The organism is Erythrobacter litoralis HTCC2594, from assembly GCF_000013005.1.
Taxonomy (GTDB): domain Bacteria; phylum Pseudomonadota; class Alphaproteobacteria; order Sphingomonadales; family Sphingomonadaceae; genus Parerythrobacter; species Parerythrobacter litoralis_A.
This window is the reverse complement of sequence record NC_007722.1, coordinates 2,115,741-2,142,258: the sequence shown is the minus strand read 5'-3', so window position 1 is coordinate 2,142,258 and position 26,518 is coordinate 2,115,741. Positions and strand designations below refer to the sequence as shown.

The 26,518-nt window shown below is 64.0% G+C and carries 27 protein-coding genes; 12 read left to right on the top strand and 15 right to left on the bottom strand.

Annotated features, from left to right (window positions below; translation table 11 throughout):
* Positions 1-296 precede the first annotated feature (296 nt).
* Together rpsT and mutM are read right to left on the bottom strand one after the other, a co-directional pair.
* The gene (gene rpsT, locus EL2594_RS10425; protein ID WP_011415031.1) at positions 297-557 is read right to left on the bottom strand and encodes a 30S ribosomal protein S20; all 261 of its coding nucleotides are present in this window, start codon (positions 555-557) and stop codon (positions 297-299) included.
* A 392-nt stretch (positions 558-949) separates the two neighbouring features.
* Positions 950-1,765: a bifunctional DNA-formamidopyrimidine glycosylase/DNA-(apurinic or apyrimidinic site) lyase gene (gene mutM, locus EL2594_RS10420; protein ID WP_011415030.1), complete on the bottom strand. Its 816-nt coding sequence runs from the start codon at positions 1,763-1,765 to the stop codon at positions 950-952.
* A gap of 57 nt (positions 1,766-1,822) precedes the next feature.
* On the opposite strand from mutM, the gene EL2594_RS10415 reads away from it, so the two are divergent.
* Both EL2594_RS10415 and ubiB read left to right on the top strand, forming a co-directional pair.
* Complete coding sequence (locus tag EL2594_RS10415; RefSeq protein WP_011415029.1) at positions 1,823-2,554, top strand: class I SAM-dependent methyltransferase; 732 nt, start codon at positions 1,823-1,825, stop codon at positions 2,552-2,554.
* Between the two features lie 9 nt (positions 2,555-2,563).
* On the top strand, positions 2,564-4,120 hold the full coding sequence (gene ubiB / locus EL2594_RS10410) for a 2-polyprenylphenol 6-hydroxylase (protein WP_011415028.1): 1,557 nt from the start codon (positions 2,564-2,566) through the stop codon (positions 4,118-4,120).
* On the opposite strand, the gene EL2594_RS10405 is transcribed toward ubiB, so the two are convergent.
* Together EL2594_RS10405 and EL2594_RS10400 are read right to left on the bottom strand one after the other, a co-directional pair.
* Positions 4,117-5,061 carry a hypothetical protein gene (locus EL2594_RS10405; protein WP_155806039.1) on the bottom strand — a complete coding sequence of 315 codons (945 nt, stop codon included), beginning with the start codon at positions 5,059-5,061 and terminating at the stop codon, positions 4,117-4,119. The two genes, ubiB and EL2594_RS10405, sit on opposite strands and share 4 nt — an antisense overlap.
* Positions 5,062-5,275: 214 nt before the next feature.
* The gene (locus EL2594_RS10400; protein ID WP_011415026.1) at positions 5,276-5,671 is read right to left on the bottom strand and encodes a DUF4345 family protein; all 396 of its coding nucleotides are present in this window, start codon (positions 5,669-5,671) and stop codon (positions 5,276-5,278) included.
* Positions 5,672-5,819: 148 nt separating this feature from the next.
* Here EL2594_RS10400 and EL2594_RS10395 point away from each other — a divergent pair, with 148 nt between their 5' ends.
* A complete protein-coding gene (locus tag EL2594_RS10395; RefSeq protein WP_233994264.1) occupies positions 5,820-7,514 on the top strand; it encodes a bifunctional phosphopantothenoylcysteine decarboxylase/phosphopantothenate synthase in 1,695 nt (564 codons plus the stop codon).
* Entirely contained in the window at positions 7,507-8,001 is a 495-nt protein-coding gene (dut, locus tag EL2594_RS10390) for a dUTP diphosphatase (RefSeq protein WP_049762488.1), read from the top strand. Before EL2594_RS10395 ends, dut begins: the two co-directional genes overlap by 8 nt.
* 4 nt (positions 8,002-8,005) lie before the next feature.
* Here the strand turns inward: dut and EL2594_RS10385 are convergent, their stop codons facing one another.
* The 5 genes from EL2594_RS10385 to secB all read right to left on the bottom strand — a co-directional run bounded on the left by EL2594_RS10385 (position 8,006) and on the right by secB (position 12,427).
* On the bottom strand, positions 8,006-8,299 hold the full coding sequence (locus EL2594_RS10385; protein ID WP_011415023.1) for a hypothetical protein: 294 nt from the start codon (positions 8,297-8,299) through the stop codon (positions 8,006-8,008).
* A gap of 94 nt (positions 8,300-8,393) precedes the next feature.
* Positions 8,394-9,089: a DUF4136 domain-containing protein gene (locus EL2594_RS10380; protein WP_011415022.1), complete on the bottom strand. Its 696-nt coding sequence runs from the start codon at positions 9,087-9,089 to the stop codon at positions 8,394-8,396.
* A gap of 131 nt (positions 9,090-9,220) precedes the next feature.
* On the bottom strand, positions 9,221-10,279 hold the full coding sequence (gene trpS / locus EL2594_RS10375; RefSeq protein WP_011415021.1) for a tryptophan--tRNA ligase: 1,059 nt from the start codon (positions 10,277-10,279) through the stop codon (positions 9,221-9,223).
* Between the two features lie 3 nt (positions 10,280-10,282).
* The gene (murJ, locus tag EL2594_RS10370) at positions 10,283-11,863 is read right to left on the bottom strand and encodes a murein biosynthesis integral membrane protein MurJ (protein WP_011415020.1); all 1,581 of its coding nucleotides are present in this window, start codon (positions 11,861-11,863) and stop codon (positions 10,283-10,285) included.
* Positions 11,864-11,890: 27 nt separating this feature from the next.
* A complete protein-coding gene (secB, locus tag EL2594_RS10365) occupies positions 11,891-12,427 on the bottom strand; it encodes a protein-export chaperone SecB (protein ID WP_041685265.1) in 537 nt (178 codons plus the stop codon).
* Positions 12,428-12,676: 249 nt separating this feature from the next.
* Here secB and EL2594_RS10360 point away from each other — a divergent pair, with 249 nt between their 5' ends.
* From EL2594_RS10360 to EL2594_RS10350, 3 genes are read left to right on the top strand one after another with little or no spacing between them, the layout of a single operon-like run.
* The gene (locus EL2594_RS10360; protein ID WP_011415018.1) at positions 12,677-13,324 is read left to right on the top strand and encodes a Tim44/TimA family putative adaptor protein; all 648 of its coding nucleotides are present in this window, start codon (positions 12,677-12,679) and stop codon (positions 13,322-13,324) included.
* Between the two features lie 28 nt (positions 13,325-13,352).
* Complete coding sequence (locus EL2594_RS10355; RefSeq protein WP_011415017.1) at positions 13,353-14,564, top strand: murein transglycosylase A; 1,212 nt, start codon at positions 13,353-13,355, stop codon at positions 14,562-14,564.
* Positions 14,561-15,127, top strand: a complete 567-nt coding sequence (locus tag EL2594_RS10350; RefSeq protein ID WP_011415016.1) for a Smr/MutS family protein — start codon at positions 14,561-14,563, stop codon at positions 15,125-15,127. The genes EL2594_RS10355 and EL2594_RS10350 overlap by 4 nt, the downstream gene beginning before the upstream one ends.
* A gap of 9 nt (positions 15,128-15,136) precedes the next feature.
* Here EL2594_RS10350 and EL2594_RS10345 read toward each other — a convergent pair whose 3' ends face one another.
* The gene (locus EL2594_RS10345; protein ID WP_011415015.1) at positions 15,137-15,688 is read right to left on the bottom strand and encodes a DUF2306 domain-containing protein; all 552 of its coding nucleotides are present in this window, start codon (positions 15,686-15,688) and stop codon (positions 15,137-15,139) included.
* Between the two features lie 155 nt (positions 15,689-15,843).
* Here EL2594_RS10345 and EL2594_RS10340 point away from each other — a divergent pair, with 155 nt between their 5' ends.
* Positions 15,844-16,650 carry a LytTR family DNA-binding domain-containing protein gene (locus tag EL2594_RS10340; protein ID WP_041686002.1) on the top strand — a complete coding sequence of 269 codons (807 nt, stop codon included), beginning with the start codon at positions 15,844-15,846 and terminating at the stop codon, positions 16,648-16,650.
* Positions 16,641-17,414: a hypothetical protein gene (locus tag EL2594_RS10335; protein WP_155806038.1), complete on the top strand. Its 774-nt coding sequence runs from the start codon at positions 16,641-16,643 to the stop codon at positions 17,412-17,414. The genes EL2594_RS10340 and EL2594_RS10335 overlap by 10 nt, the downstream gene beginning before the upstream one ends.
* Before the next feature lie 127 nt (positions 17,415-17,541).
* On the opposite strand, the gene katG is transcribed toward EL2594_RS10335, so the two are convergent.
* The 4 genes from katG to aroC form a co-directional block, all read right to left on the bottom strand.
* Positions 17,542-19,758 carry a catalase/peroxidase HPI gene (katG, locus tag EL2594_RS10330; protein ID WP_041686001.1) on the bottom strand — a complete coding sequence of 739 codons (2,217 nt, stop codon included), beginning with the start codon at positions 19,756-19,758 and terminating at the stop codon, positions 17,542-17,544.
* Between the two features lie 217 nt (positions 19,759-19,975).
* Positions 19,976-21,565, bottom strand: coding sequence for an alkyl hydroperoxide reductase subunit F (ahpF, locus tag EL2594_RS10325; RefSeq protein ID WP_011415010.1), 1,590 nt, complete (start codon positions 21,563-21,565; stop codon positions 19,976-19,978).
* Between the two features lie 136 nt (positions 21,566-21,701).
* Positions 21,702-22,268, bottom strand: a complete 567-nt coding sequence (gene ahpC, locus EL2594_RS10320) for an alkyl hydroperoxide reductase subunit C (protein WP_011415009.1) — start codon at positions 22,266-22,268, stop codon at positions 21,702-21,704.
* Positions 22,269-22,414: 146 nt separating this feature from the next.
* Positions 22,415-23,512 (bottom strand): chorismate synthase, encoded by a 1,098-nt coding sequence (gene aroC / locus EL2594_RS10315; protein ID WP_011415008.1) that lies wholly within the window; start codon positions 23,510-23,512, stop codon positions 22,415-22,417.
* Positions 23,513-23,814: 302 nt separating this feature from the next.
* Between aroC and ruvA the strand changes: the two genes are divergently transcribed.
* Positions 23,815-24,417: a Holliday junction branch migration protein RuvA gene (ruvA, locus tag EL2594_RS10310; protein WP_011415007.1), complete on the top strand. Its 603-nt coding sequence runs from the start codon at positions 23,815-23,817 to the stop codon at positions 24,415-24,417.
* Between the two features lie 11 nt (positions 24,418-24,428).
* Entirely contained in the window at positions 24,429-24,968 is a 540-nt protein-coding gene (locus EL2594_RS10305) for a DsrE family protein (protein WP_155806037.1), read from the top strand.
* 44 nt (positions 24,969-25,012) lie between these two features.
* Here the strand turns inward: EL2594_RS10305 and EL2594_RS10300 are convergent, their stop codons facing one another.
* On the bottom strand, positions 25,013-25,348 hold the full coding sequence (locus EL2594_RS10300; RefSeq protein WP_011415005.1) for a GIY-YIG nuclease family protein: 336 nt from the start codon (positions 25,346-25,348) through the stop codon (positions 25,013-25,015).
* A gap of 62 nt (positions 25,349-25,410) precedes the next feature.
* On the opposite strand from EL2594_RS10300, the gene ruvB reads away from it, so the two are divergent.
* A complete protein-coding gene (ruvB, locus tag EL2594_RS10295) occupies positions 25,411-26,442 on the top strand; it encodes a Holliday junction branch migration DNA helicase RuvB (RefSeq protein ID WP_011415004.1) in 1,032 nt (343 codons plus the stop codon).
* Positions 26,443-26,518 lie beyond the last annotated feature (76 nt).

Here is a 26,518-nt window from a genome sequence, read left to right as displayed (position 1 = left end):
GTCTGTCCCGTCCCTCGGCGTGGGGGCCATATAAATCCCTCCAGCCGATTCTGTGCAAGGGGGGATAACGCAATAAATTTGAAATAAATTTCTTGACTCGATGAAAGCCGCAGCCTTGCGTTTAAGCAATTGTAAAACATGATTTTTGCACTGCAGCACGACGCGAATCGCAGGAATTCCAAGGCTTAAGTCGCGCGCTGGATGTCAGATCGGTGACATAGCAAAACGGGCCGGCACATCTAAGCGCCAGCCCGGTGGATAAGTGATCGGGAGAGAGGCCTCTCGGCCGCCGATTTTTAGAGCGATGCAACCCGCTTAGTCAGGCGCGAGAACTTCCGCGCGGCCGTATTCTTGTGAATCACGCCGCGCGCAACACCGCGAGCCATTTCGGGCTGGGCTTCCTTCAGCGCAGCTTCGGCTGCCTTCTTGTCGCCTTCGGCAACAGCTGTCTCGACCTTCTTCACGAAGGAGCGGATGCGGCTCATGCGGGCGGTGTTGACTTCCGCGCGACGATCATTGCGGCGGATGCGCTTCTTGGCTTGCGGCGAATTGGCCATAGTCGTTCTAAACTCTCGCTATCTCGTGTCCGCCCGATACGACCGGGCGCTGTCTGTCTGGTATTTCAGAAAACGGCGGAGGTCCGCCGGAAAGCGGCGCACATAGGCGGGGGGACCCGAATCGTCAATGTTTGTTTTGCCTCAGGCGCCGGCGCCGACATCCGTCGGCTTAGGCTATCCTCCGGGGCCCCGACGCCTTCGGCGCCACCCCTCCGGTCGCGCAGTCGCGCTCTGGCTAGACTTCGGCGCGCGGCAACCAGGGCCGGGGGGCTCGGCAAGGGCGTGGGCTCAAGTAGCCGTCAGGCGGTAGCTTGACCGAGGCGCTCGCCCGCAGCGGCCGCAGCTTGCTGCACGTCTAGCGAGGACGCTCCCATGGATGTTGGTGCGGAAGGCTAACGTTGGCAGCGCGGACAATACCACGTGCTGCGGCCGCCTTGAGCGAAGCGGCGGATCGTGCCGCCGTCGTCGCGGTGGCAGGGCTGGCCGTCGCGGCCATAGACTTGGAAGCGGGTAGCGAAATAGCCGAGTTCGCCATCGGGCTGGGCATAGTCGCGCAGGCTCGAGCCACCGTCGCGGATCGATTGTTCGAGCACGTCGCGGATCGCGGTGATCAAGAGAGAAAGCGCCTGTTTCGAGACTCGCCCGCCGGCCTTGCGAGGATGAATGCGCGCGTGCCAGAGCGCTTCGCAGACATAGATATTGCCGAGGCCCGCCACGATCGCTTGGTCGAGCAGGCAAAGCTTGATCGCCTGCTTGCGTCCGGAGAGCGCGGCACGGAGATGCTCGATTGTCAGCGCATCGCCGAGCGGCTCCGGCCCCATTGCGGCGAAGCCCGGCCATTGATCGAGCGCCTGTGTACCGACCAGGTCGACCCAGCCGAAACGGCGCGGATCGCAGAGCGCGAAGCGATGATCCGCCGTTTCGATCAGCAGGTGATCGTGCTTGTCGGTTTCGTCCGGATCGATCCTCCACCGCCCGCTCATCCCGAGATGGAAGATCATCGTCTGGTCTCTGTCGGTATGGATCAGCCCGTATTTGGCTCGCCGCCCGAGCGAAACGACGGTCGCACCGGTGAGCGCCTGCCCCAGACCATCGGGGAAGGGAAAACGCATGTCGGGCCTGTTGGTGACGGTGCGGGTGATCCGCTCGCCTTGGAGGAACCGCGCGAGCCCGCGAACCGTTGTTTCGACTTCAGGTAACTCAGGCATTGCCGAACCTCCTAACACCCTTTGCCGGGGTAGCAATTGCCTCTAAGGCCGCACGCGATGACCGATACCGTATCCTTCGGCTATGAAGAGGTAGCCCCCGAAGAAAAGACCGAGCGCGTGGGCGCGGTCTTCTCCAATGTCGCGGCGAAATACGACATCATGAACGACGCCATGTCGGGCGGCATGCACCGGCTGTGGAAGGATCGCTTCGTGCGCCGGGTCAAGCCGCAACCGGGCGAAGCGGTGCTCGACATGGCGGGCGGCACGGGCGATATCGCTTTCCGCATGGCCGCGCGCGGGGCGGAGGTCACCGTGGCCGACATCAACCAGGACATGCTCGACATCGGCGTCGAACGCGCGATGGATAAGGGGCTGACCGGCCTCGTCTGGTCGTGCCAGAACGCCGAGCAGCTCGACTATCTCGACCGGCAGTTCGATGCCTACACCATCGTTTTCGGCATCCGCAACGTGACCCATATCGACAAGGCGCTGCGCGAGGCGCACCGCGTGCTCAAGCACGGCGGGCGCTTCTATTGTATGGAATTCAGCACCACGGAGTGGCCGGGCTTCAAGGAAATCTACGACCTCTACTCGCATGAGGTCATGCCGAAGATCGGCAAGGCGATCGCCGATGACGAGGATAGCTATCGCTATCTCGCCGAGTCGATCCGTCGCTTCCCCAAGCCGGCGGAATTCGAAGCGATGATCCGGGCGGCAGGATTCGCAAACACGCGCGTGGAGAAAATTCTGGGCGGCGCCGTGAACATTCATTCCGGCTGGAAGATCTGACGCGCTCCCATGACGCGTCCCGTCACCCATATCTGGCGGCTCCTCAAATGGGGCCGCACTGCCGCCAAGCATGGGGCGCTGCGCGGGATCGAGCGCGACCCAAATACGCCTGCACCCGTCAAGCGGCTGGCAAGACTGGCGCGCCTCGGAACATTTCCACCGGCGACGCCGGACTATGCCGGGGCGTTCCGCGATATCGGTCCAGCGGCCATCAAGCTCGGTCAATCGCTGGCGACGCGGCCGGATCTGGTCGGCGAAGAGGCGGCGCACAACCTGCTCACCTTGCAGGATGATCTGCCGCCGATCCCGTTCGAGCGGATCGAGGCGGCCGTTGCGGCGACTTTCGAACAGCCGCTCGACACATTGTTCAGCGATATCGATCCCGTTCCCGTCGGCGCCGCGTCGATTGCGCAGGTCCATCGTGCGGTCACCGCGGAGGGAAGCGAGGTGGCGCTCAAGGTCTTGCGCCCCGGCATTCGCGAGCAATTCGCCCGCGATATTCAGACCTACGAATGGGCTGCCGCGCATGTCGAGGCGATGGGCGGCGAGGCCGCGCGGCTGCGTCCGCGCCAGACCATCGCCAATTTCAAGCGCTGGACCAATTCGGAGCTCGATCTGCGGCGTGAAGCGGCATCGGCCAGCGAGCTCGCCGATGCGATGAGCGGCTTTCACGGCTATCGCATCCCAGCCATCGACTGGGACCGTACCAACGGCCGGGTGATGACGGTCGAATGGATCGACGGGATCAAGATTTCCAAGCGCGACGAGTTGATCGCGGCGGGCCACGACCTGGAGGAGGTGGCCGAACGGCTGGTGCTCGCTTTCCTCCACCAGGCGATCAGCGGTGGATTCTTCCACGCCGATATGCATCAGGGAAACCTGTTCGTGGAGCCGGACGGCACCATCGTGGCGATCGATTTCGGCATCATGGGCCGGATCGACCGCCGCGCGCGGCAATGGCTGGCGGAAATCCTCTACGGCCTGACCACGGGCAATTACCAACGCGTCGCCGAAATCCATTTCGAAGCGCAGTATGTGCCGAGCTATCATTCGGTCGGCGAGTTCGCGACCGCCTTGCGCGCCGTGGGCGAGCCGATGCGCGGCAAACCGGTGAGCGAGTTGAGCGTCGGCCAGATGCTCGACGGGCTGTTCGCCATCACGCGCGATTTCGACATGGCGACCCAGCCGCACCTTCTGCTGCTGCAGAAGACCATGGTAATGGTCGAAGGTATCGCCACTCAGCTCAATCCTCAGATCAATATGTGGGATGTCAGCGCTCCCTATGTCCGCAGCTGGATCCGCGACGAGCTGGGCCCCGAAGCCGCGTTGGCGGATTCGCTCAAGGAAAACGTTTCGACCCTGCTGCGCCTGCCGGACCTCGTGCGCCGGATCGAAGAAACATATCCGCCCAAGGGCGGCGCGCCCGAGCCGCAGCCGCTGCCCGATATCGAACTGGTGTGGGAACGCCGCCAGCGCGAAGGGCGCGGCTGGCTCGGTTATGTCCTCAGCGCGGCGCTCGGTGCAGCGACTATCGCAGGGGCATTCGCGCTCGGCTGGATCGGTTAGCTTTCCGGGGGCGGTCGCAGCGCGCCGTCGTCGGGTTTGCTGCCCATCGTCTTGAGCCGCCACACGATCGCCGAAACGACGCCAAGCATTGCCAGTATCGCCAGTAGCAGGATGCGCAGCCCGCCCACGCTTTCCGTCATCTCGCGCACCCAGATATTGAACTTGGTGAACCCGCTCGCATTGACTGCAATCTGCAAGGTCTCGCTGTCGCGCTGGTCGATCGGTCGCCCGCCTTCGGTGTCGTAGGTGATGGCCTTGGCCTGCAGCGTCAGCGGCCTGTCGGTGTTCGGGGCGACATGCCAGGTGAAGCTCACTTCGGGCGAGCGACCCCGATCCTGGCATTGGCGCATCTCCTCCTCCACGACGAACCCGGGCGCGGTGAGGATGCCGCAGATGTAGGGGGCCAGCTCGAGCTCACCGCTTTGAGTCATGTCGCCGATGGATTGCGCAGCCGCAGACATGTCCTCGAGACGTTCTTTCTCGCCGACGAGCAATTTGACCGGATAGCGTTCGTCCACCTCCATCTCGGGCTTGGCAGCAAGCAGAGCGTACCCGGCGTCCGGCTCTTCGGCGTCGTCTCCGGCGTTTTCGGAAGGTTGCGGAGCATGGGTGACAGGCGCTTCGGACCTGCGCAGTTCGGGGTCCGGACTGGCCAAGGCCTCGCCATTGCTGTCGGACTCGGGCCTGTCAGTGCGAACCGTCCGACGGTTCGACGGGTCGATCGATGCCGGAGCACGCCTCGCTACCCGCCTCACGACGGGCTGGTCGGACGCATCGTCGGATACGGCAATGTCCGGCGGAAGCGCATCATACGCAGTATCTTCGCCGGCGTCCGCTGCGGCCTCTTCCATTCCGGCATCAGCCTCGGCGAAACCACCATCGTCCATTGCATCTTCGACGGCTTCTGCCGCATCTTCCATAGCCTCCGCGTCGGCAGACATGCTGTCCGTGTATTCTTCAGCAGAGTCTTCGGTCTCAGCACATGACGCGCACAGTAGCCCAACTGCCGATACCAGCAAGATTTTGAGATATCTGCGATTCATACCGCCTCCCACCCTGCCTCGCAGCTTTCGCGGAGGCACTTCATCCGGCGATCGATGGACGGACAATACAGCTTGGCGGCACGATCCGCAAATTGCCCTGGTGAAAGCTAATTCATCCTTCTTGGGTCAGATCGTGGTGCGGCAGCATCTGCCAGCCGACGAGACACACTATCACCGTGATCGCCTCGACCGCCATGGGCAGCCACCAGCCCTCGTATGGACCATCGGCGATCATGGACACCGCACGCCCCAGCAAGGCGATGGCGAAAAGGGCCGCGCTGGCGATCAGCGGATCGCCGTTGCGCTTCCACGCGCCCCAGATCATGCAGCCGCCCCCGACCCAGAAGAAGGCGGTCAGGTCCGCGCGGAGCGAGGACAGGCCGCGCGCGCCGTTCGCTTCCAGACCGAAGTCGGCACCGGTGACGGAGGGATCGAGCAGGAACCCCGTTCCGGTGAACAGGAAGAACAATCCCCCGACGAACAGAAGCGCCGTTATAACCAGCCGCATCACAATCCCCTTCTCGCGTCCAACCCGTTTTCGTGGGTTAGCCTAGGCGCGGTAACCACGCTTCGCTAGGCAAATCGTAACCATTACCTAGGAGGACTTTCGCGCGATTGCGCGCGCGGCTAGGCTGCGAGCGGTTAGGCAAGGCTGCATGAAGGGGAAAACTATGGCGAGCGAAGCGGGGCCGAAGATCCTGCTCGTCATCGGAGGCGGTATCGCGGCGTACAAGTCGTGCGAACTCGTGCGCCTGATCCGCAAGCAGGGGGGCTCGGTCACGTGCGTGCTGACCGGAGGCGGGGCGAAGTTCGTGACCCCCATGGCGCTAGCTGCCCTCAGCGAGAACGAGGTGCATACGACGCTGTGGGATCTCAGGAACGAGGTCGAGATGGGCCATATCCAGCTCAGCCGCGAGGCGGACCTGGTGGTGGTGTGCCCGGCGACGGCCAATATGCTTGCCAAGATGGCTGCCGGGATCGCCGACGATCTCGCGACTACGCTGCTGCTTGCGACCGACAAGCCGGTGATGGTTGCGCCTGCGATGAACGTGAAGATGTGGCAGCACGATGCCACGCAGATGAATGTCGAACGCCTGCGCGCGGCGGGCGTGCATGTGATCGATCCCGATGAAGGCGCGATGGCCTGCGGCGAATTCGGCCCCGGACGTTTGCGCGAGCCGGAAGCGATCTGGAACGCCATGGCCGAGATGTTCGGCGCCGAGGCGGTGGAAGAGAAAGAACCTGCGGCGCTCGCCCCGGTGCCGGAAATCGAAGTTTTGGAACCGGAGCCCGAGCCGGAGCCGGAGAGCAGGGGTATGCTCGGCGGCCTTCTGTCCTCGATCATTCCGCGCACAACACCCAAGCGCAGCGTCGAAGAAATCGAAGCGCAGTGGGAAGAGCCAGAAGAGTTCGAAACCGAACCGGACACGGAAGTCGCCGAGGAAGAGGAGGCGAACCAAGGCGCGACAGACGATGCGCCGATTGCCGGTGCGGGCCCGCTCCTTGCCACCAAGGGCAAGGCCAATTCCGCCCCGCCGACCGATGCCGAGGCGATAAATCACACGGTAGCAACCGGCACCGGGGCACAAAAGCCGGAGCCGATCGACGAGGACGGCCCGCTAGTCGAGGAAGAGCCGCTGGAAGGGAATCCGCTCGACGGGCAACCCGCTTTCGACACCGAGCCGGAACACCGTCCACTATTCGGCAAGCACGTGCTCGTCACCGCCGGGCCGACGCATGAACCGATCGACCCGGTGCGCTATATCGCCAACCGGTCGAGCGGAAAGCAGGGCTTTGCCATTGCCGCCGCCGCTGCCGCAGCCGGTGCGCGGGTCACGCTGGTAGCAGGACCGGTCCATTTGCAAACGCCGCGCGGGGTCGACCGCATCAATGTCGAAAGCGCGCGGGAAATGGCGGACGAAGTGCGCAATGCCTTGCCTGCCGATATCGCTGTGATGGTTGCAGCCGTCGCCGACTGGCGCACCAAGGACTTCGCCGACCAGAAGATGAAAAAACGCGGCTCCGCCCCACCGGCGCTGCTGCTGGAAGAGAACCCCGACATTCTCACCAACCTGTCAGCGGGCAAGAAGCGGCCAACGCTGGTGATCGGCTTTGCCGCTGAAACGCAGGACGTGATCGAGAATGCCCGGTCCAAGCGCAAGCGCAAGGGCGCGGACTGGATCGTGGCCAACGATGTGTCGGGCGATGTCATGGGCGGCGATCTCAACGATGTGCACATCGTCACGTCGCGCGGAGTGGAGGACCTGCCGGAAATGCCCAAGGATCAGGTCGCCTATGCACTGGTCGAACGGATGGCCGAGGCGCTGGAGAAAGTGCACGAGGATGACTGACACAAGCGCTCAAGTGGCCGCAGGCGGTAGCGCGCACGAAGTCCCCGTGCAGTTGAAACGCCTGCCGAACGGCCATGGCTTGCCGCTCCCCGAATACGCCACCGATGGTGCGGCAGGAATGGACGTGGTCTCGGCCGAAGACATTACCCTCGCACCGGGTGCGCGCCATGCGGTCTCGACCGGCCTCGCGATGGCGATTCCGCCGGGCTTTGAAATCCAGGTCCGTCCGCGCTCGGGCCTTGCGCTCAAGCACGGCATCACCGTGCCCAACACGCCGGGCACGATTGACAGCGATTATCGGGGCGAGCTGAAAGCAATCCTGATCAACCACGGCAGCGAACCCTTCGCCATCCATCGCGGCGACCGTATCGCGCAGCTGGTCATCGCGCCGGTTACGCGCGCGACATGGCAAGAAGTCGACGACCTCGATGCGACGGAGCGCGGGGCGGGCGGCTTCGGTTCTACCGGCGGACACGCCGAGCTCTAGCGCTTCAGCCGAAAATCCCGACTGCGAGTTCGGCCCAGACCAGCAGGAAAGCGAACACTGCGCCGGCCATCAAGAGGCTGCGAGCGCGGATGGTCTTGCCGATCCTTGCCGCGCCTTCGAGCAGCAGCCCGAGGATCGCGAGCATCACGCCGAAGACAAGAAAATCGCTCGCCGTCCAGAACACTTCGGAGGTAAACTGCATGGCCACCAGCGGGGTGGCGAGCAGGAGCAAGGCGAAGAGCCAATAGGTCTTGCGCCATAGCTGTGCCGGATTGGGGGCTGCCTGGATGGTAGTCATCACTCACTCCTCACCGACAAACATATGACATGCATACGAAAAAGGCGAGCCTGCCTGTGCAGACCCGCCTTTTCGCGTCACCGGGAGCGGTCGATCAATTGATCCGGCGGACCCTGGTCTCTTCCGGCTTGATCGAGATGCGCAGCGTTTCGCCCGAATTGCCGGGGAAATCGGTGAACATCGCTTCGACAAGGTTCGGAACGAGATATTGCAGGCGATTGCTGGTCGACAAAGCCTCGGCCTTGCCTTCGAACAGGCGCTCACCGCTGGTGCGGTCGTCGATCTTCATGTCGATCCCGCTGGTGTAGACGGTGTAGCTCCGCACCTCAGGCCCGCCGAACCACGGATCGTAGAAGCCGTAACCCCATGCGCCATGGAAACGCGCAGGGTGCAGGCGGCTGCGATAGAACAGGCGGCTGCGTGGGTAGAAGCCGTACCATGGGCGATAGAACGGGTCGTAGAACCCGGTCGTCCGCACACGCTCGCGGCCATTGTCTACGCCGTAGTCGAAGCGGACGAGCAGGTTGGCGGTCTCCGGCGTGCCCTCGGTATAGCCCAGCTTCGCCATCTCTTCCTCGACGAGGTCGGCATATTGCGAAAACTCCAGACCCCCCGCGAGCGACGGATCGTCGGCGACCACGGCGAAAGTCTGCCCCTGCGGTGCGGGGAGCTGGGTCGAATAGCGGGTCACGTCGGAGTTGAAGGCCGTCGCACAGCCCGCAAGGCCGACCAGCATTAGCGGTGCGGCCACGGCCTTGAGCAAGCGGTTGAAAATCGGTTGGTCGGTCATCGGTGCGCCCTGTTTTTGTAAGTTCGGGTCCGGGCGAGCCGCAAGGGGACGCGGCCCGCATCCGGGCAACAATGCACGAACTATGTCGATTCGGCTATGAACCGAGGTTGAATGCGCACGAATACAGTGGCTTAGCGCGGGCCGCGCAGCAGCCCGAGCGCCTCGTATGTCGCATCGAGCGTCGGCAGGCCGCGTTCTCGAGCCTTGGCCGCGCCGCGCGCCAGGATCGCTTCGATAGCCTCGCGGTCTTCCAGCAGCTCGGTAAAGCGCGCGGAAGTCGGTGCCAGCGTTTCGACCATCAATTCACCCAGCGCCGGCTTGAACTTTCCGAAGCCCTCGCCGCCGAAATCGCCGAGCACACTATCGACAGTGCTTTCGGCCAGCGCAGCATAGATCGTCACGAGATTGAGCGCCTCGGGGCGATCCGCGAGACCCTCGGCCTCGCTCGGCAGCGGCTCGGGATCGGTTTTGGCCTTCTTGACCTTCTTCATGATCGTATCGGCATCATCGGTCAGGTTGATGCGGCTCATTTCGGAGAGATCGGATTTGCTCATCTTGGCCGAACCGTCGCGCAGGCTCATGATCCGCGCGGCCTGCGGCGGAATGTAGGGATCGGGCAGGGTGAAAACCGGTGCATCTTCGGACGCGAAATCGTTGTTGAATTTCTGCGCGATGTCGCGGGCCAGCTCCAGATGCTGCTTCTGGTCTTCGCCCACGGGTACGTGCGTCGCTTGGTAGAGCAGCACATCGGCGGCCTGCAGCACCGGATAGGCGAACAGCGCGACGGACTGGCCTTCGCGGTTTTTGCCCGCCTTGTCCTTCCACTGCGTCATCCGGTTGAGCCAACCCATGCGTCCGGTGCCCATCAGCAGCCACTGCAACTCCGCATGCGCCGGGACCTGGGCCTGGTTGAACATCACCGATCTGTCGGGATCGATCCCGCAAGCGACCAGGGCGGCCGCCATCTCCAGCGTGTTCCGGCGCAGTTCCGCCGGATCGTGTGGCTGCGAGATGGCGTGCAAATCGGCGAGGAAGAAAAGGCACTCGCTGGCTTCTTCTGCGCTACCGCCTTCGGCTGCTTGAGCGGGGGCACCCATCTCATCCTGCATCTTCACCCAGTTACGGATCGCGCCGAGATAATTGCCGAGATGAAGATTACCGGTGGGCTGGATGCCCGAGACGACACGCATGGATCAGTCGGCCTTTTTCTTGGTGAAGGAGAGGAGGCGCTGCTTGTCGACGGCGCCGATCAGGTAGGCGACGCCGAAATAGACCACGGCGGCGCACAAGACGAGTCCCGCCAACGCGAAGAGCCGCTCGAACAGTCCGGCGGCGTAGAAGCCTTCGAGCAGGTCGCGGGTATAGAACAAGGCTGCGCCCATCGCGGCGGCGGCGACCAGCTGGCGGCCGACTCTCAGCAGCAGCGCCAGCGGCAAGCGATAATGGTCGCGCAGGCGCATGACGACGTAGAGATAGCACACGTTGATCCACGCGCCGATCACGCTGGCGAAAGCGACGCCGATGACGCCGTATCGCTGCAGGAACGCCATGTTGAACGCGACGAATACACCGAGCGAGATAAAGGCAGCATAGACCGGCGTCCTCGTATCGGCCCGGGCGTAGAAATTGGGCACCAGCACCTTGACCAGCACATAGGCGGGAAGGCCCATGACCAGCGCGGCCAGCACGCTGCCGGTCACTTCGGCATCGGCGATGTCGAACCGGCCACCCTGGAAAATCATGGTCACGAAGGGCGTCGCGCAGATCGCCAGGGCGACGGCCGCCGGGATCGTGAGCAGCATGGAAAGCTCGATCGCGTCGGACTGGATCCGGTCGGCCCCTTCGCGGTTCTCGCTACCGACGAATTTCGACAGCGTCGGCAGGATCGCGGTCGACAGCGCGATACCGATGATGCCGAGCGGCAACTGGTTGAGGCGGTCGGCATAGTTCATGTAGCTGACGGAGCCGCTTTCCAGCTGGTTCAGGAAGTAGAGCTGCACCAGCGTATTGATCTGGTAGGCCCCGCCACCGATCGCGGCGGGCAGCGCGATGATGCCCAGCCGCTTCACTTCCGGCGTCAGGCGCGGCAGGCGCATTTTCACTTCGAAGCCTTCGACGCGGACCCAGTAATAGAGCCAGAGCAACTGGATCACTCCGCCACCGGTGACGGCCCAGGCGATGCCGTAGGCGACCTGCTCGACCGTCGCGCCCGTGGCAATGAAGCGCTCGCCGATCAGCAGCGCAGCGATCAGTACCGCATTGAGGATGATCGGGAAGCTCGCCCCCGGCGCGAAGCGCGAAACCGAATTGAGCATGCCGGTGAACAGCGTCACCAGGCTGACGAGCAGGATGTAGGGGAACATGATGCGGGCGAAATCGACCGCCATGTCGAAATTCTGCGGATCGACCGGCTTGTCCGCCAGCACCCAGATCACCGCCGGCATGGCCAGCTCGAGTAGCGCGACCAGTGCGATCAGCACCGGCAGGAACACACTCAGCACATCGGCGCTGAAGCTGCGCGCCGCCTCCATGCCGCCACCTTCCTCTTCCGGCTTGTGCAGCCGCTTGGAAAACATCGGCACGAAAGCGGCAGAGAACGCGCCCTCGGCAAACAGGCGCCGGAAAACGTTCGGGATGATGAAGGCCTGAAACCACGCATCGGTCACGTCGCTTGCGCCGAGCACGCGCGAGAAAATCATCTCGCGCGCCATCCCGGCGATGCGGCTGACCATCGTTAGCCCGCCGATCGTTCCGACATTCTTGAGCAGGCTCATGGCGTCAGGCCCGCAGGCGCATCGGGCCTAGGCGTCGCCGGCAGGCGTTTCGCCGCCTTCGCCTTGCGCTTCTTCGGCGGCTTTCTGCTGCAGGCGCTGCATGTAGAGGCCGTTGAAGTCGATCGGGTCGAGCATCAGCGGCTGGAAACCCAAGTCCCGCGTGGCATCGGCAATGACGCGGCGCGCGAAGGGGAACAGGATCCGCGGCGCTTCGGCATAGACGAACATATGCGCCTGGTCGTCGCCCAGATTGCGGATGCCGACGAGCCCGGCATAGACGAGCTCGATGATGTAGAGCGCGCCCTGGTCGGTCTTGGCTTCGACATTGATCTTGAGCTCGACCTCGGTGACTTCCTCGTTCACGGCATTGGCGCCGATATTGAACTGCAGGTCGATCTGCGGCTGTTCCTGCCACTGGTAGACGCCCGGCGCGTTCGGGTTTTCGACCGACATGTCCTTGATATACTGGGTGATGAAACCGGCGGTGGGGCGGTTGTCCGCGCCGTTGCCGCCAGCTGCCGGATCCATGTCGAGATCGGTGAGAACGTCGCCTTCGTCGGCCATGATGATACGTCTTTCGTCTGTCTTGCGTGAATAGGTGAGGCAACCCATGTGCCGTGTCAGGGCGCGCGCCTAGCACCGTGCGGGGCTTGCCGCAACGCCGCTGGACGGGTTGCGACGAACCGGCTGGATCGAAGGACCGGCTCCGTGTTGTGAATTTGTAATGGACCCCTATGTAAGTTAGGGCGTTAAGCATGAGACGCGCGCTGCGAAATATGCTATTTCCGCAGCGCAGAAAAGGTGAAACCACACGTGATTTTCGAGATTGTCATCCTTGCCATGATTGCTGCCTTTCTGGGCATGCGGCTGTACTCCGTGCTGGGCCAGCGGGCCGAGCAGGAAGAGGAAGTGATCCCGAATCGCTACGATGCGGGCGACCAGCCGCAGCAGGCCGCGCCCAAACCGGCCACGCAGGTGGTCGAACTGCAGCCCAATCCGAACCTGCACCCGTCGGTCGAGCAGGGCGTGCGTGCCATTGCCGCCGCCGACCGCGGTTTCGATGTCTCGTCCTTCCTCGAAGGGGCCAAGGGCGCCTACGGGATGGTCCTCGAAGCGTACTGGAAGGGTGACAAGGAAACTCTGCGCGAACTTTGCGACGACGATGTCTACGCGAGTTTTGCCGGCGCTATCGACGCGCGCGAGGAAGCGGGCGAAGCGCTCGACAACACATTGATCCGGATCGAGGACGCGGTGATCCGCGATGCCGAGATGGATGGCCGCACCGCGCGTGTCACCGTTCGCTTCGTGGCGGACATCGCTGCGGTTACCCGCGACAAGGACGGAAACGTCATCGCCGGTTCGCTCGACGATGCGATCGAAAGCCGCGACATCTGGACCTTCAGCCGCAATGTCGATGCCGCCGGGCCCGATTGGGTGCTCGACGAAACCGACGAAGGCTAAGCGCCGGATCGATATGAGGGAGCGGGGCATGCGTCGCGGGATTGTTGTCGCAGCCTTGGCAAGCGCCCTTGCAGTACTGGCCGGCTGTTCGGTCATCCCCGAGAGCAAGCCGCCCAGCCCCGTCATAGAGCAGCCTCCGCCGACCGTCTCTGTCGAAAGCGCCGCCTTCGCCAATGTCGTTCGCGGCCCCAGCGTAGGCGCACTGCCGATTACCACCACGGATGCCAATTTCGCGCTCTCCGCCTTTCGCGAAAGTTGCGACTGGGCGACGCGCAAGGAGGACCGTAGCGGTCTGACCTTCCCTGCCGACTGGGCACCGGCCTGCGCGGCGGCGCGCACTTGGTCCGCCACGCGCGGGCGCGAGTTCTTCATCGAACACTTCGAAACCGCGCGGGTCGGCGACGGCTCGGCATTCGCGACCGGCTATTTCGAGCCCGAAATCGAAGGCAGCCGGACCAGGCGGCCCGGATACGATGTGCCGGTCTATCGCGTGCCGGACGATCTCGTGCGCGCCTGGCCGCGCGACATGCCGGCCAGCGAGCGCACCGGCCGCGCCCCGCTCGGGCGCACCGATGCCAATGGCGATCACGTGCCGTACTACACCCGCGCAGAGATCGAGGAGGGCGCGCTCGCGGGGCGCGGCCTGGAAATCGCCTGGGCCAAGGATCCGATCGAGATGTTCTTCCTGCAGATCCAGGGTTCGGGCCTGCTGCGACTGCCCGACGGTTCGCTGATGCGGATCGGCTATGCCGGACAGAACGGACACGGCTATACCGCGATCGGCCGCCCGATGCGCGAACAGGGGCTGATCGGCGACGGCACGCCATACGCGGTCAGCATGCAGGGCATCGTCGACTGGCTCCGCGCCAATCCCGACCGCGCGTCGGAGCTCATGCGGCTCAACGAAAGCTGGATATTTTTCCGCGAACTCACCACCGACGGTCCGCTCGGCTCGATCGGCGTCCCGGTGCGGCGCGAGAGCAGCGTCGCGGTCGATCCGCGTTTCGTGCCCTACGGCGCGCCCGTTTTCCTCGACATGGATCGCAATGTCGCCGACGGCCTGTGGATTGCGCAGGATACCGGCGGCGCGATCAAGGGCGCGAACCGGTTCGACACCTTCTGGGGTAACGGCGGCGACGCGCGCGAGATTGCCGGCAGCATGTCCAGCAGCGGAACCGCGCTGGTGTTGCTACCAAAAGGGGTGGTCGACCGCCTCAAGCGCGCCCAGCCGGGGCAGTGAACCATCCGCGAGGTCTGAGCGATGCGGAAGCCGCCGCGTGGGAGAAACTCGCCGCGACGGTCGAGCCGCTGTCCGGCTCGACAGCCAAAGCGGGGGCGGAACAGCCTTTACCCAAGCGATCCGTGCCAGCGCCCTCTCCCAAGCCGCAGCGATTTCCCACTCGGGTGTCAGCGCCGGAAGCGCCGCTGCCGCCGATGGCTCGCCGCGTCCCCACTCCCGGCAATCTCGATTCCCACTGGGACCGCCGCCTCAAATCGGGCGAGATCATGCCCGACCTCACGCTCGACCTGCACGATCACGGTCTGGACGCTGCCTACACCCGACTGATGGGCGGGATGGAGCAGGCGCGCAGCGTAGGCGCGCGGGTGGTGCTGGTGGTGACGGGGCGCCCGCGCCCGGTCGATGCGGCCGACCGCGCGACCCGGCGCGGCGCGATCCGGGCCAAGATCCTCGACTGGCTGGCGGCGAGCGGCCACGGCGAAAACATCGCTGCCATCCGCAAGGCGCACCGCCGCCACGGGGGTGACGGCGCGCTCTATGTCGTCTTGCGCCGACAGCGCTGACCGCGTCGTTCAACCCAACAGCAGAACATTCATCAACCGCCCCGGCACCGCGAAGGATGCAATGCCCGGGATCATCAGCGCCGTGAGATAGGTCAGCACCAGGTGCTTCTTGTGCCCGGCAATGTCGCCCTTGCGCGCCGTCGCAACGACTTTCCAGGCGGCGTGGAAGGTGATCGGCACGAAAATGTGGATGGGGCTGAAGCCGCCGCTGCTCTGGATGAAGATTGCCGAAGTAGCGGTGACAAGCATCAGAACCAGCCACAGCTTGCCCAGCCTCTTGTGCAATTTCGTCCCTTTGGGAGCGAGCAGCAGATATCCGCCCAATGGCACCGCCGGGACCACGCTGGCCACATGAATGATGACCGGCAATTTGTCGTAATGGTGCAGGTTCGGGACGAGGCCCAGCGCGCCTTTGGCCAATGCCAGCAACAGGAAAAAGGTCATCGTGAAGCAGGCGATGCTGACCGCGGTCCTTGCGACCGGGCCGATGTCGAATCCGGCCGGCCCGGGTCCACCGGAGGCCGGGCGCGACAAGGGAAAGGGCAGGGAATATGTGGTCATGAGAGCCTCCGTTGTTCGGGTCGGAAACCCTTTTGAGGCCAGACCACTGGCGGGCAACACCGGTTGCGCCAGCGGGCTCTGCTGTGCGTGAATTGCGCGGTTTTGTGCCGCCCTGCCACTTTACGAAGCGCGAATGGGCGCTAGGTCTGCAATTCATGGTTCGGGACAAACAGGCAGATCGCGTGCGTATGGTGCGGCAGATCATCATCGATCTGGCGGTGTTGGCGACGATCGGTATCGTGCTGGGGCTATTGGCTCCCCTCGGGACCGGGTACATGGCGTTACCCGGCCGGATTACATACTGGGTTCTGCTCGCCTGGATGGGCTATCTCTTCTACAAGCCGATCGGAGGGGTCATCGTCCGGCTCGCGCCCAGGCTCGACCTGCCGGAATGGTCGATGTGGCTGGCAAGCGTTCTTATCGCGTCGGTGCCGATGGCCACGCTGGTATGGATTGTAAACGGCCTGTTCGGCCAGTTGCGCATGCCTTCGCCGGAGGTGGCGCTGGTTCATTACCTGGCTGTCTGCCTCGTTGGCGCGGTCATTACCCTTCTGTTCAACCTTATCCCGGCGACCCGCGATGCGTCGCCTGGACAGGTCGCATCGCGGCCCGAGCGGGCGGCTCCGTCCAGCGAATCCCCTCGTGCAGACATGCCTCGCTTCCTCGATCGTCTTCCGCCCGAACTGGGCACTGAGCTGATCGCGCTGGAAATGGAGGATCATTATGTCCGCGCGCATAGCGTGCTCGGCTCCGAACTGATCCTCATGCGCTTGCGCGATGCCATGGCCGAACTGGACGGAATCGAAGGCTTGCAGGTGCATCGCAGCTGGTGGGTCGCGCGCGGCGCAGTCAGCGATGTGAAGCGGCAGGGGCGCAATGTACGGCTGGTTCTGGACACCGGGCTGGAGGCGCCGGTGAGCCGCGCCAATGTGCAGGTGCTCAAGGACGCAGGGTGGATATAGGTACGATGGGAATGGTGCCCTTCGTGACCGCGGCGATCGCGCTGGCATTCGTTGGCATCCATCTCACTATTGGCCGGTTCCGCAAGCTGGACCGCAAACCGCGCAGCGCCTGGTTGTCGATCGGCGGCGGCATCGCGGTTGCCTATGTATTCCTGCACATCATGCCGCAACTGGCGCTGCACCAGCGCCAATTCGAAGCCGGTCTCGACACCGGGTTCTGGGGCGTGGAGCTGTTCGTGTTCGGCCTCGCTCTCTTGGGACTGGTGCTGTTCTACGCAATCGAGGTCTGGGCGCGGCACCACGCCGGGCGCACAGCCCGGGACCGGGCAGCAGAGGTCCCGCGCGAAGTGGTCTGGACCCACACCGGGGCATTTGCGCTCTACAACCTGTTGATCGGCTACCTGCTGGTGCATGGGGAGCAGGAAGGGGGATGGGCGCTCGGCACCTATGCGGTTGCGCTGGGGGTCCATTTTGTCACCACCGACCACGCCATGCGGCGCGAGGGTCTCGACTTCTACGATTCTGTGAGCCGCTGGGTGCTGAGCGCATCGGTCGTCACAGGCTGGCTGCTCGGACAGATCGCAATGCTTCCCGAACTCATGGTGGGGTGCCTTTTTGCCTTCCTTGGCGGAGGCATCGTGCTCAATGTGCTGAAAGAAGAATTGCCCGAGGAGCGGGAAAGCCGTGTCCTGCCTTTCATGGCCGGGGCGCTGGCCTATTCCGCACTGCTGCTGGCTGAAAGCATCGCACTGCATGGCGGATAGGCGACACCTCCCATAGCCGCGCGGCTATCGCCATTTTCGTGAGGCCTCGCACAACCAAGGTCCTGAACCAAAGAAAAACCCCCGACATTTCTGCCGGGGGTCTTCGCATTCAGCCGAGCAATTTGACTCAGTTGTATTTCGCGTAAGTCACGTCGAACCGGTCGGCGTCCATGACCTTGGTCCAGGCCTTCACGAAGGTGTCGAGGAACAGCTGCTCGTTGCCGCTTTCCGCGAACACTTCGGCCTGCGCGCGGAGCTGCGAGTTGGAGCCGAAGACGAGGTCGGTGCGGGTCGCGCGCCATTTTTCGTCGCCGGACTTGCGGTCCTTGCCGACGAATTCCTCGTCGCCGCTTTCGTCGACCACTTCCCACTTCGTGCCCATGTCGAGCAGGTTGACGAAGAAGTCGTTGGTGAGCTGGCCGGGGCGATCGGTGAGGACACCGATCCGGTCGCCATGATCGGCATGACGACTGACCGCGCCGAGCGCCCGCATGCCACCGACGAGAGCGGTCATTTCCGGGATCGACAGGCCGAGCAAATGCGCCTTGTCGATCAGCATTTCCTCGGTCTTCACGCTCGCCTTGGTCTTCAGGTAGTTACGGAAACCGTCGGCGAACGGTTCGAGCGGCTCGAAGCTTTCCGCATCGGTATGCTCGTCTGTCGCGTCGCCACGGCCGGTGGTGACATCGACGCTTACCGAATGGCCGGCATCCCTGGCCGCCTTTTCGATAGCCGCGCTGCCCGCCAGTACGATGGCATCGGCCATCGACAGGTTGCCGCGAAGCTCGTCCAGTTTGGACAGGACCTTGCCGAGCTCTTCCGGGTCATTGGCGGCCCAGTCCTTCTGCGGAGCGAGGCGCACGCGCGCGCCATTGGCACCGCCGCGATGGTCCGAATTGCGATAGGTCGAAGCCGATGCCCAGGCCGCCTTGACCAACTCGCTGACGGTCAGGCCGCTATCGAGCACGGCCGACTTGAAGGACGAGACGTCGCTGTCGGAGGGAGCGGTGCCTGAAGGAACCGGATCCTGCCAGATCAGGTCTTCGCTCGGGACTTCCGGGCCCTGGTAGCGGACCTTGGGGCCCATGTCGCGGTGGCACAGCTTGAACCATGCGCGCGCGAAGGCATCGTCGAGCGCCGCTTGGTCGTCGCGGAAGCGCTCGGAAATCTTGCGATAGTCCGGGTCGCGCTTCAGAGCCATATCGGCCGTCGTCATGATGGTCGGCACCTTCTTGGACGGATCGCGGGCGTCGGGAGCCATATCGGCCTCCTCGGGATCGACCGGCGTCCACTGATAAGCGCCAGCAGGCGACTGGGTAAGCTCGTATTCGTATTTGAACAGCAGGCGGAAATAGTCGTTGCCCCACTGCGTCGGGTTCGGCGTCCACGGGCCTTCGATGCCGCTGGTGGTGACGTGACCATTCCGAATTTCTTCCTCGTCGGTCAGCCAGCCCATGCCCATCAGGTGCAGGTTCTCGCCTTCGGGCGCGGTGCCGAATGTATCGGCGGGCTTGGCGCCATGGCACTTGCCGAAAGCATGTCCGCCGGCAGTGAGTGCAACGGTTTCCTCGTCGTTCATCGCCATGCGGGCGAAGGTTTCGCGCATGTCGCGCGCCATGCCCTCGGGATCGTGCGGGTCACCGCCCGGGCCTTCGGGATTGACGTAGATCAGGCCCATCTGGATCGCCGCGAGCGGGTTTTCGAGCGCGCGGCCTTCATCCGGGTGGATACGTGTTTCCGCGCCGGTATCGACCCATTGCTCTTCGGTGCCCCAATAGACCATTTCGGGTTCGTAGACGTCCTTGCGACCGCCGCCGAAGCCGAACACCGGGCCGCCCATGCTTTCGATGGCGACGTTGCCGGTCAGGATGAACAGGTCGGCCCAGCTGATGTGCTTGCCGTATTTCTGCTTGATCGGCCACAGCAGGCGGCGTGCCTTGTCCAAGTTGCCGTTGTCGGGCCAGCTGTTGAGCGGGGCGAAGCGTTGCTGCCCGCTCGACGAGCCGCCGCGACCGTCGCCGGTGCGATAGGTGCCGGCTGCGTGCCACGCCATGCGGATGAAGAAGGGGCCGTAGTGGCCGTAGTCCGCCGGCCACCATTCCTGGCTGTCGGTCATCAGGTCGGTCAGGTCCTGCTTCAGCGCAGTGTAGTCGATGGCGTTGAAGGCTTCGACATAGTCGAAATCCTCGCCCATCGGGTCGGGGTTCCTGCCGCCTTCCTTGAGGATCTCGAGCTGCAGCTGGTCGGGCCACCAGTCCCGGTTGGTGCGGCCCAAAAGGGACCGGGTGCCGCCGTCGCCGTGAAACGGGCAACCGCCGCTGATATCTCCAGTCTTCGCGTCCATCTGCATCTCTCCTGCTTGTTCTTGTGAGGGGGACTCGGGGAGGTCCCAAGTACGCAGGCAAGATGACGCTTTCGCGGTAATCCGTCCAATCGATTAAATATCAATTATTGATCGATTTTGTGATCGATGGGCGATGCGCGACCGGCCTCAATGAAAATGCGCCGCCACCCGAAGGCGATGGCGCATGAATTCTCGCGAAATCAGGGGCTTCCAGCGATCACGCCGCCTCGGCAATCTCCTCCGCCGGTGCGGTGCGGATGAGGTAATCGAACGCCGACAGCCCGGCCTTCGATCCTTCACCCATGGCGACGACGATCTGCTTGTAGGGGACGGTGGTACAGTCTCCCGCGGCGAAGATGCCGGGCAGGTTGGTCGCGCCTTCTTCGTCGATCTCGATCTCGCCATACTCGCTAAGGGCGATGCCGCTGTCCTTGAGCCATTCGGTATTGGGCACGAGGCCGATCTGGACGAAGACGCCAGCCAGTTCGACCGTGTGGCTCTCGCCGCTTGCGCGGTCTTCGTAGACCAGACCGTTCATGCGGCCGTTAGTGCCGGTGATTTCCGTGGTCTTGGCGTTCTTGATAAGCTCGACATTGCCCAGGCTGGCGAGCTTGGCCTGCAACACCTCGTCGGCGCGCAATTTGCTGTCGAATTCGATCAGTGTGACATGCTCGACGATCTTGGCGAGGTCGATGGCCGCTTCGACGCCGGAATTGCCGCCACCGATCACGGCGACACGCTTGCCCTTGAACAGCGGACCGTCGCAGTGCGGGCAATAGGCGACGCCCTTGTTGCGATATTCGGCCTCGCCCGGGACGCCCAGCTCGCGCCAGCGTGCACCGGTGGCGAGGATCAGGCTGCGAGCCTTGAGCGTCGCGCCATTGGCGAGTTCGACCTTGTGCAAGCCGCCCTTGCTTTCAGCTGGTACCAGCTTGCGCGCTTCGGCCAGATTCATCAGGTCGATTGCGTTTTCGCCGACCTGCTTCTCGAGCTCATTGGCGAGCTTGGGGCCTTCGGTATAAGCCGTGCCGGGCAGGTTCTCGATGCCGAGCGTATCCTGCAACTGCCCGCCGAACCGCTCGGCGGCGATGCCGGTCGTGAAGCCCTTGCGCGCGGTGTAGATGCCGGCCGCGACGCCCGCCGGGCCGCCGCCGACGATCAGGACCTCGAAAGGCTCCTTCGCGTCGAGTCTGGCTGCGGCCTTGTCGTCGGCGCCGCTATCGACCTTGGCCAGCACCTCTTCCAGGCTCATCTTGCCGTTGAAGAACGGCTCGCCATTGAGGAAGGTCGCAGGCACCGCCATCACGTCGCGGCGGTCGACTTCGTCCTGAAAGGTGCCGCCTTCGATCAGCGTGGCGGAAATGTTCGGATTCTCCAGCGCCATAAGCGTCAATGCCTGCACCACGTCGGGGCAGTTGTGGCAGCTCAGGGAAAAGAACATCTCGAAATCGAGCGGGCCTTCGAGCGCGCGGATCTGCTCCAGCACGTCCTGCTCGACCTTGGGCGGATGACCGCCACCCCAGAGCAGCGCCAACACCAGCGAGGTGAACTCGTGGCCCATCGGCAGGCCTGCGAAGGTGACTGCGCGGCTAGTGTCATCGGCGCGCTGGATCGTGAAGCTCGGCGTGCGCGCAGCATCACCGTCGAAGCGCGCGCCGACGAGATCGTGCAGGTCGGCGATCTCTTCCAGCAGTTCGCGCGTCTGGCGCGACTTGTCGTCTTCGCCAAGCGTGGCGACGAGCTCGATCGGCTCGCGCAGATTGGCGAAATAGGTCTGCAACTGCTGCTTCATCGATGCGTCGAGCATGGGGGCGAGGGTCTCCGATTGATGAACTTTGAAAAGGGGGAAGGCCCGGGACGGGGAGGGAGGGGGAGGATCGCCCCGGGCCTTCAGGCCGCCCGCGCCGGAGGACAGGCGCGCGGCGGTCAGGGGGTGTCGGCGCTTAAATCTTGCCGACGAGATCGAGCGACGGTGCGAGAGTTTCGCTGCCTTCTTCCCATGCGGCCGGACAAACCTGGCCGGGGTTGGCGCGGACATACTGGGCCGCCTTGATCTTGCGGGTCAGCTCGTTGGCATTGCGGCCGACGCCTTCGCAGGTCTGCTCGACCAGCTGGATCACGCCGTCCGGATCGACCACGAAGGTGGCGCGATCGGCGAGGCCGACGCCTTCGCGCAGCACGTCGAAATTGCGCGCGAGTTGGTGATTCTGGTCGCCGAGGAACGGGAAGGTCAGCTTGCCGATGCGCTCGCTGGTGTCGTGCCAGGCCTTGTGGCTGAAATGCGTGTCGGTGCTGACGGCATAGACTTCGACGTCCATGTCCTGCAGCATCGCATACTTCTCGCCGAGGTCTTCCAGCTCGGTCGGGCACACGAAGGTGAAGTCGGCCGGATAGAAGAAGAACACGGCCCACTTGCCCTTCACGTCCTCGTCGGTGACGTCGCAAAAGTCTTCGCCGGCCTTGAATGCGGTCGCCTTGAAGGGTTTGATGGTGCTTCCGATGATACCCATGATGTCTCCGTTGTGTGGGATGAAATTGGTGCGCTGCACATAGGAATTGATGCGGCGCAGCAAAGCGGAGTGTTTCGATTCCGAAAATCGAAAAACTCAATCAGAAATCGGGCTTTCCGGGGAAAGCGATTAGCGGGGCTTGACGGTTATTGCCCGCACTGGGCGCGGTGGAGCAGCATGTGATCGGCCAGTACCAGCGCCATCATCGCTTCGACCACAGGGGTGCCCCGGATACCGACGCACGGGTCGTGGCGGCCCTTGGTGCGGATTTCGGTGGCATTGCCCTCGGTGTCGATGGTTTCGACCGGGGTCAGGATAGAACTTGTCGGCTTGAAGGCGACCTTGCACGTGACCGGCTGGCCGGTGCTGATTCCGCCCGAGATGCCGCCCGCATGGTTGGCCTCGAAGCGGGGGCCGGCATCGCTTCCCTCCGCGGCAGGACGCATCGGATCGGCATTCTGCTCGCCGCTCAGCCGCGCGGCGTCGAATCCGTCGCCGATCTCCACGCCTTTCACCGCATTGATGCTCATCATCGCGCCGCCGAGGTCTCCGTCGAGCTTGGCATAGATCGGCGCGCCCCAACCGGCCGGCACGCCTTCGGCGACGCATTCGACGACTGCACCGAGCGAAGATCCGGCCTTGCGCGCCTCGTCGACCAGTGTTTCCCACCGCTTCGCTGCATCCGCGTCGGGACACCAGAAGGGGTTCTCGCCGATGGCGTCACTGTCGAACCGGGCGGCATCGATCGCATCTCCGCCGATCTCGCGAACATAGCCGGTGATGGTCACGTCGGGAATGATCAACCGCGCCACCGCGCCTGCCGCGACCCGCATGGCGGTCTCGCGCGCGCTCGACCGCCCGCCGCCACGATAGTCGCGGAACCCGTATTTGGCGTCATAGGCATAATCGGCATGGCCGGGGCGATAGGCCTTGGCGACTTCGGAATAGTCCTTCGAGCGCTGGTCAACATTCTCGATCATCAGGCTGATCGGCGTGCCGGTGGTGCGTTGAACTCCGTCTTGACCATCGAATACGCCGGACAGAATGCGGACCTGATCCGGTTCCTTGCGCTGCGTCGTGAACTTGTTCTGCCCCGGGCGGCGCGCGTCGAGAAAAGGCTGGATGTCGCTCTCGCTCAGCGCGATCCCCGGCGGGCATCCGTCGAGCACGCAACCGATCGCCGGGCCGTGGCTCTCGCCCCAGGTGGTCATGCGCAGCACGCGTCCGAAAGTGTTCCAGCTCATGCCGCGTGCATAGCGCAAAGCGGGCACCTGTCGAGAATGTGAAAGTGAGGCTGCGCGCAATTTTCCTACTTCGGAACCTCGCACTAGGGTGGCGAGGCCGTGACTTGCCGCCACACACTTTTAGCTTATCGACAAATCCGATCACACGATGGCGGCGTGATCGATCCGATTTCCGCGCTTGGACAGTGGTCCATGCGGTCCATGTGTTCCTCACCGTCGATGAACCGTGCAGCAGAAGGGGTGACGATAACGACTCGCTCGCTACTGGCGTTTGGCCGGCAAATGGGGGAGAAGCCGCAGTCATGATTGCCAAGCTGAAAGGCCTGCTCGACGAAACCGGCACCGACTGGGCTGTGATCGACGTCTCGGGCGTCGGATATCTCGTCCATTGCTCCTCGAAATCGCTCGCCGCGTTGGGCGAAGTCGGGGAGGCTTGCACGGTCTATACCGACCTGCAGGTGAGCGAGAACGACATGCGGTTGCTGGGCTTTGCCGAAGCGAGCGAGCGCGACTGGTTCCGCCTGCTGACGCAGGTGCAGGGCGTCGGCAGCAAGGTCGCGCTGGCGATCCTGTCGGCGCTGTCGACCGAGGAAGTGCAGACCGCCTGCGCCAATGGCGATGCCGCGATGGTGGCCCGCGCGCAGGGTGTCGGGCCGAAGCTCGCCGGGCGGATCGTCAACGAACTGAAGGACAAGGCCGGTGCCTTGCCGAGCGCACCGGGCGGGGCGGCAATGGCTGCAAACCCGGCTGGAGGCGCGAGCGCGGATGCGGTCAGCGCGCTGGAGAACCTCGGTTTCAAACCCGCCATCGCCGCCCGCGCCGTCGCCACTGCGCAGGGTGAATTGGGCGAAGGTGCGAGCGAGAGCGAACTGATCCGCGTGGCGCTGAAGCGGGCGGCGGGCTGATGGAGAGGACAATGAGAGCTGTTGTGGCAGTCGGGATGATGGCGTTGGCTTTGCCAGCGAGCGCGCAGGACATGGCGGCCTTCAGGAGCGGACCGGTTTTCGAAGGCTTCGCCCCGCACGCGCCAGTCGAAGCGGCGGCCGAGCTGCCGGACGGCACGACATTCGCCGTCGCCTTCGACGTTGCGGAGGCGGCCGATGCAGACAAGCGCAACCGCCAAATCGAAAGCGCGGCGCGGTTCTTGAACATGCACGTCGCCAATGGCGTCGAGCGCGAGGACATCCGCCTCGCCGTCGTCGTCCATGGCGGCGCGTCGATGGACCTGCTGACCGATGCCGCATGGCAGGCCGACGGGCGCGGCGCCACCAACCCCTCCGCCGCGATGATCCGCGCCATGCTCGATGCCGGCATCCGCGTGATCCTGTGCGGCCAGAGCGGCGCGGCGCATGGGCTCGTTGCTAGCGACCTGATCCCCGGCGTGGAAACGGCGCTCAGCGCGATGACCGCGCATGCCGTATTGCAGGGCGAGGGCTATACGGTGAACCCGTTTTGAAGGCGCTCGCTACCACCCTTCGAGCCCGTCATCCTGAACTCGTTTCAGGATCCATCTCGCGTATCGCTCGGCTTGATCGGGTCGAATCCGAGGTTGACCCCCAGATCGAGCCACTGCGGGTTATCGCCTTCGATCAGGTTGATCTTCCATTGCCGACGCCAGCGCTTGAGTTGCTTCTCTCGCAGGATCGCGGCTTCCATGTCGCCGAACATTTCAAAGCGGACGAGGCGGAAAACTCCGTATCGGGATGTGAACCCGCCGGTCTCACCCGACCGATGCTGGGCCAGCCGCTGCATAAGGTCGGATGTTACGCCGATGTAGAGCGTGCCGCGAGGTTGGCTCGCAACAATATAGACGCAAGGATTTCGCTCGATCGGCATGCTTCGGTGATTGCCGCACCATGGATGCTGAAACAAGTTCAGCATGACGATATGGGGGTGGTGTGACCGACCCCATCCCCCTCCACACGCCCGATCGCCAGCCGGAAGACCCGGACGTGGCATTGCGGCCCAAGTCGCTGGCCGAATTCGTCGGGCAGGCGGCGGCGAAGGACAATCTTGCTGTCTTCATCGAAGCCGCCAGGTCGCGCGGCGAGGCGATGGATCATACGCTGTTCTTCGGTCCGCCGGGGCTGGGCAAGACGACGCTGGCGCAGATCATCGCGCGCGAGCTGGGCGTGGGGTTTCGCGCCACGTCGGGGCCGGTGATCGCCAAGGCGGGCGACCTCGCGGCGCTGCTGACCAATCTCGAGCCGCATGACGTGCTCTTCATCGACGAGATTCACCGTCTAAACCCTGTGGTAGAGGAAGTGCTCTATCCGGCGATGGAGGACCGCGCGCTCGACCTCATCATCGGCGAAGGACCGGCGGCACGCAGCGTGCGGATCGACCTGCCGCCCTTTACCCTGATCGGCGCCACGACCCGGCAGGGCCTGCTGACGACGCCCCTGCGCGATCGCTTCGGCATCCCGGTGCGGTTGAACTTCTATACCGAGGAGGAGTTGGAGAAAGTCGTCACCCGCGGAGCCGGGCTGATGGGGCTCGCTATCGATGCCGCGGGCGCGCGCGAGATCGCGCGGCGCAGCCGGGGGACGCCGCGCGTTGCCGGACGCCTGCTGCGCCGGGTGCGCGACTTTGCCGAGGTACAAAAGGCTGGAACCGTAACCTCACCGATCGCCGATGCCGCGCTCACGCGGCTCGAGGTCGACGGGCTCGGGCTGGATGCGATGGATCGCCGTTACCTCACCATGATCGCGGACATCTACAAGGGCGGGCCGGTCGGTGTCGAAACGCTGGCGGCGGGCCTGGCCGAGCCGCGCGACACGATCGAGGACGTGGTCGAGCCATACCTGATCCAGCTCGGCCTCGTCGCCCGCACGGCGCGCGGGCGCTGCCTCAACGATCGCGGTTGGGAACATCTCGAACGCCAGCCGCCAGCCGGCTCGCAAACGGGCTTATTCGACGGAAAGTCTTAACGCCGCAGAAAGGAATTCAACGATTTCGGTGCCATAGCGGGACAAGTCGTTGGCTAACGGGGCTTTCGGCTGAAAA

Excerpts from the sequence above, each read along its gene's own strand:
- EL2594_RS10340 (WP_041686002.1), top strand. The coding sequence starts at position 15,844 with ATGGTTCGGGACAAACAGGCAGATCGCGTGCGTATGGTGCGGCAGATC.
- EL2594_RS10385 (WP_011415023.1), bottom strand. The coding sequence starts at position 8,299 with ATGACTACCATCCAGGCAGCCCCCAATCCGGCACAGCTATGGCGCAAG.
- katG (WP_041686001.1), bottom strand. The coding sequence starts at position 19,758 with ATGGACGCGAAGACTGGAGATATCAGCGGCGGTTGCCCGTTTCACGGC.
- EL2594_RS10345 (WP_011415015.1), bottom strand. The coding sequence starts at position 15,688 with ATGACCACATATTCCCTGCCCTTTCCCTTGTCGCGCCCGGCCTCCGGT.
- aroC (WP_011415008.1), bottom strand. The coding sequence starts at position 23,512 with ATGAGCTGGAACACTTTCGGACGCGTGCTGCGCATGACCACCTGGGGC.
- trpS (WP_011415021.1), bottom strand. The coding sequence starts at position 10,279 with ATGCGTGTCGTCTCGGGCATCCAGCCCACCGGTAATCTTCATCTCGGC.
- secB (WP_041685265.1), bottom strand. The coding sequence starts at position 12,427 with ATGGCCGACGAAGGCGACGTTCTCACCGATCTCGACATGGATCCGGCA.
- rpsT (WP_011415031.1), bottom strand. The coding sequence starts at position 557 with ATGGCCAATTCGCCGCAAGCCAAGAAGCGCATCCGCCGCAATGATCGT.
- EL2594_RS10395 (WP_233994264.1), top strand. The coding sequence starts at position 5,820 with ATGAAGGGGAAAACTATGGCGAGCGAAGCGGGGCCGAAGATCCTGCTC.
- EL2594_RS10405 (WP_155806039.1), bottom strand. The coding sequence starts at position 5,061 with ATGTCTGCCGACGCGGAGGCTATGGAAGATGCGGCAGAAGCCGTCGAA.
- dut (WP_049762488.1), top strand. The coding sequence starts at position 7,507 with ATGACTGACACAAGCGCTCAAGTGGCCGCAGGCGGTAGCGCGCACGAA.
- mutM (WP_011415030.1), bottom strand. The coding sequence starts at position 1,765 with ATGCCTGAGTTACCTGAAGTCGAAACAACGGTTCGCGGGCTCGCGCGG.
- EL2594_RS10415 (WP_011415029.1), top strand. The coding sequence starts at position 1,823 with ATGACCGATACCGTATCCTTCGGCTATGAAGAGGTAGCCCCCGAAGAA.
- EL2594_RS10300 (WP_011415005.1), bottom strand. The coding sequence starts at position 25,348 with ATGCCGATCGAGCGAAATCCTTGCGTCTATATTGTTGCGAGCCAACCT.
- ahpC (WP_011415009.1), bottom strand. The coding sequence starts at position 22,268 with ATGGGTATCATCGGAAGCACCATCAAACCCTTCAAGGCGACCGCATTC.
- EL2594_RS10380 (WP_011415022.1), bottom strand. The coding sequence starts at position 9,089 with ATGACCGACCAACCGATTTTCAACCGCTTGCTCAAGGCCGTGGCCGCA.
- EL2594_RS10305 (WP_155806037.1), top strand. The coding sequence starts at position 24,429 with ATGAGAGCTGTTGTGGCAGTCGGGATGATGGCGTTGGCTTTGCCAGCG.
- ruvA (WP_011415007.1), top strand. The coding sequence starts at position 23,815 with ATGATTGCCAAGCTGAAAGGCCTGCTCGACGAAACCGGCACCGACTGG.
- EL2594_RS10400 (WP_011415026.1), bottom strand. The coding sequence starts at position 5,671 with ATGCGGCTGGTTATAACGGCGCTTCTGTTCGTCGGGGGATTGTTCTTC.
- ubiB (WP_011415028.1), top strand. The coding sequence starts at position 2,564 with ATGACGCGTCCCGTCACCCATATCTGGCGGCTCCTCAAATGGGGCCGC.
- EL2594_RS10355 (WP_011415017.1), top strand. The coding sequence starts at position 13,353 with ATGCGTCGCGGGATTGTTGTCGCAGCCTTGGCAAGCGCCCTTGCAGTA.
- ahpF (WP_011415010.1), bottom strand. The coding sequence starts at position 21,565 with ATGCTCGACGCATCGATGAAGCAGCAGTTGCAGACCTATTTCGCCAAT.
- murJ (WP_011415020.1), bottom strand. The coding sequence starts at position 11,863 with ATGAGCCTGCTCAAGAATGTCGGAACGATCGGCGGGCTAACGATGGTC.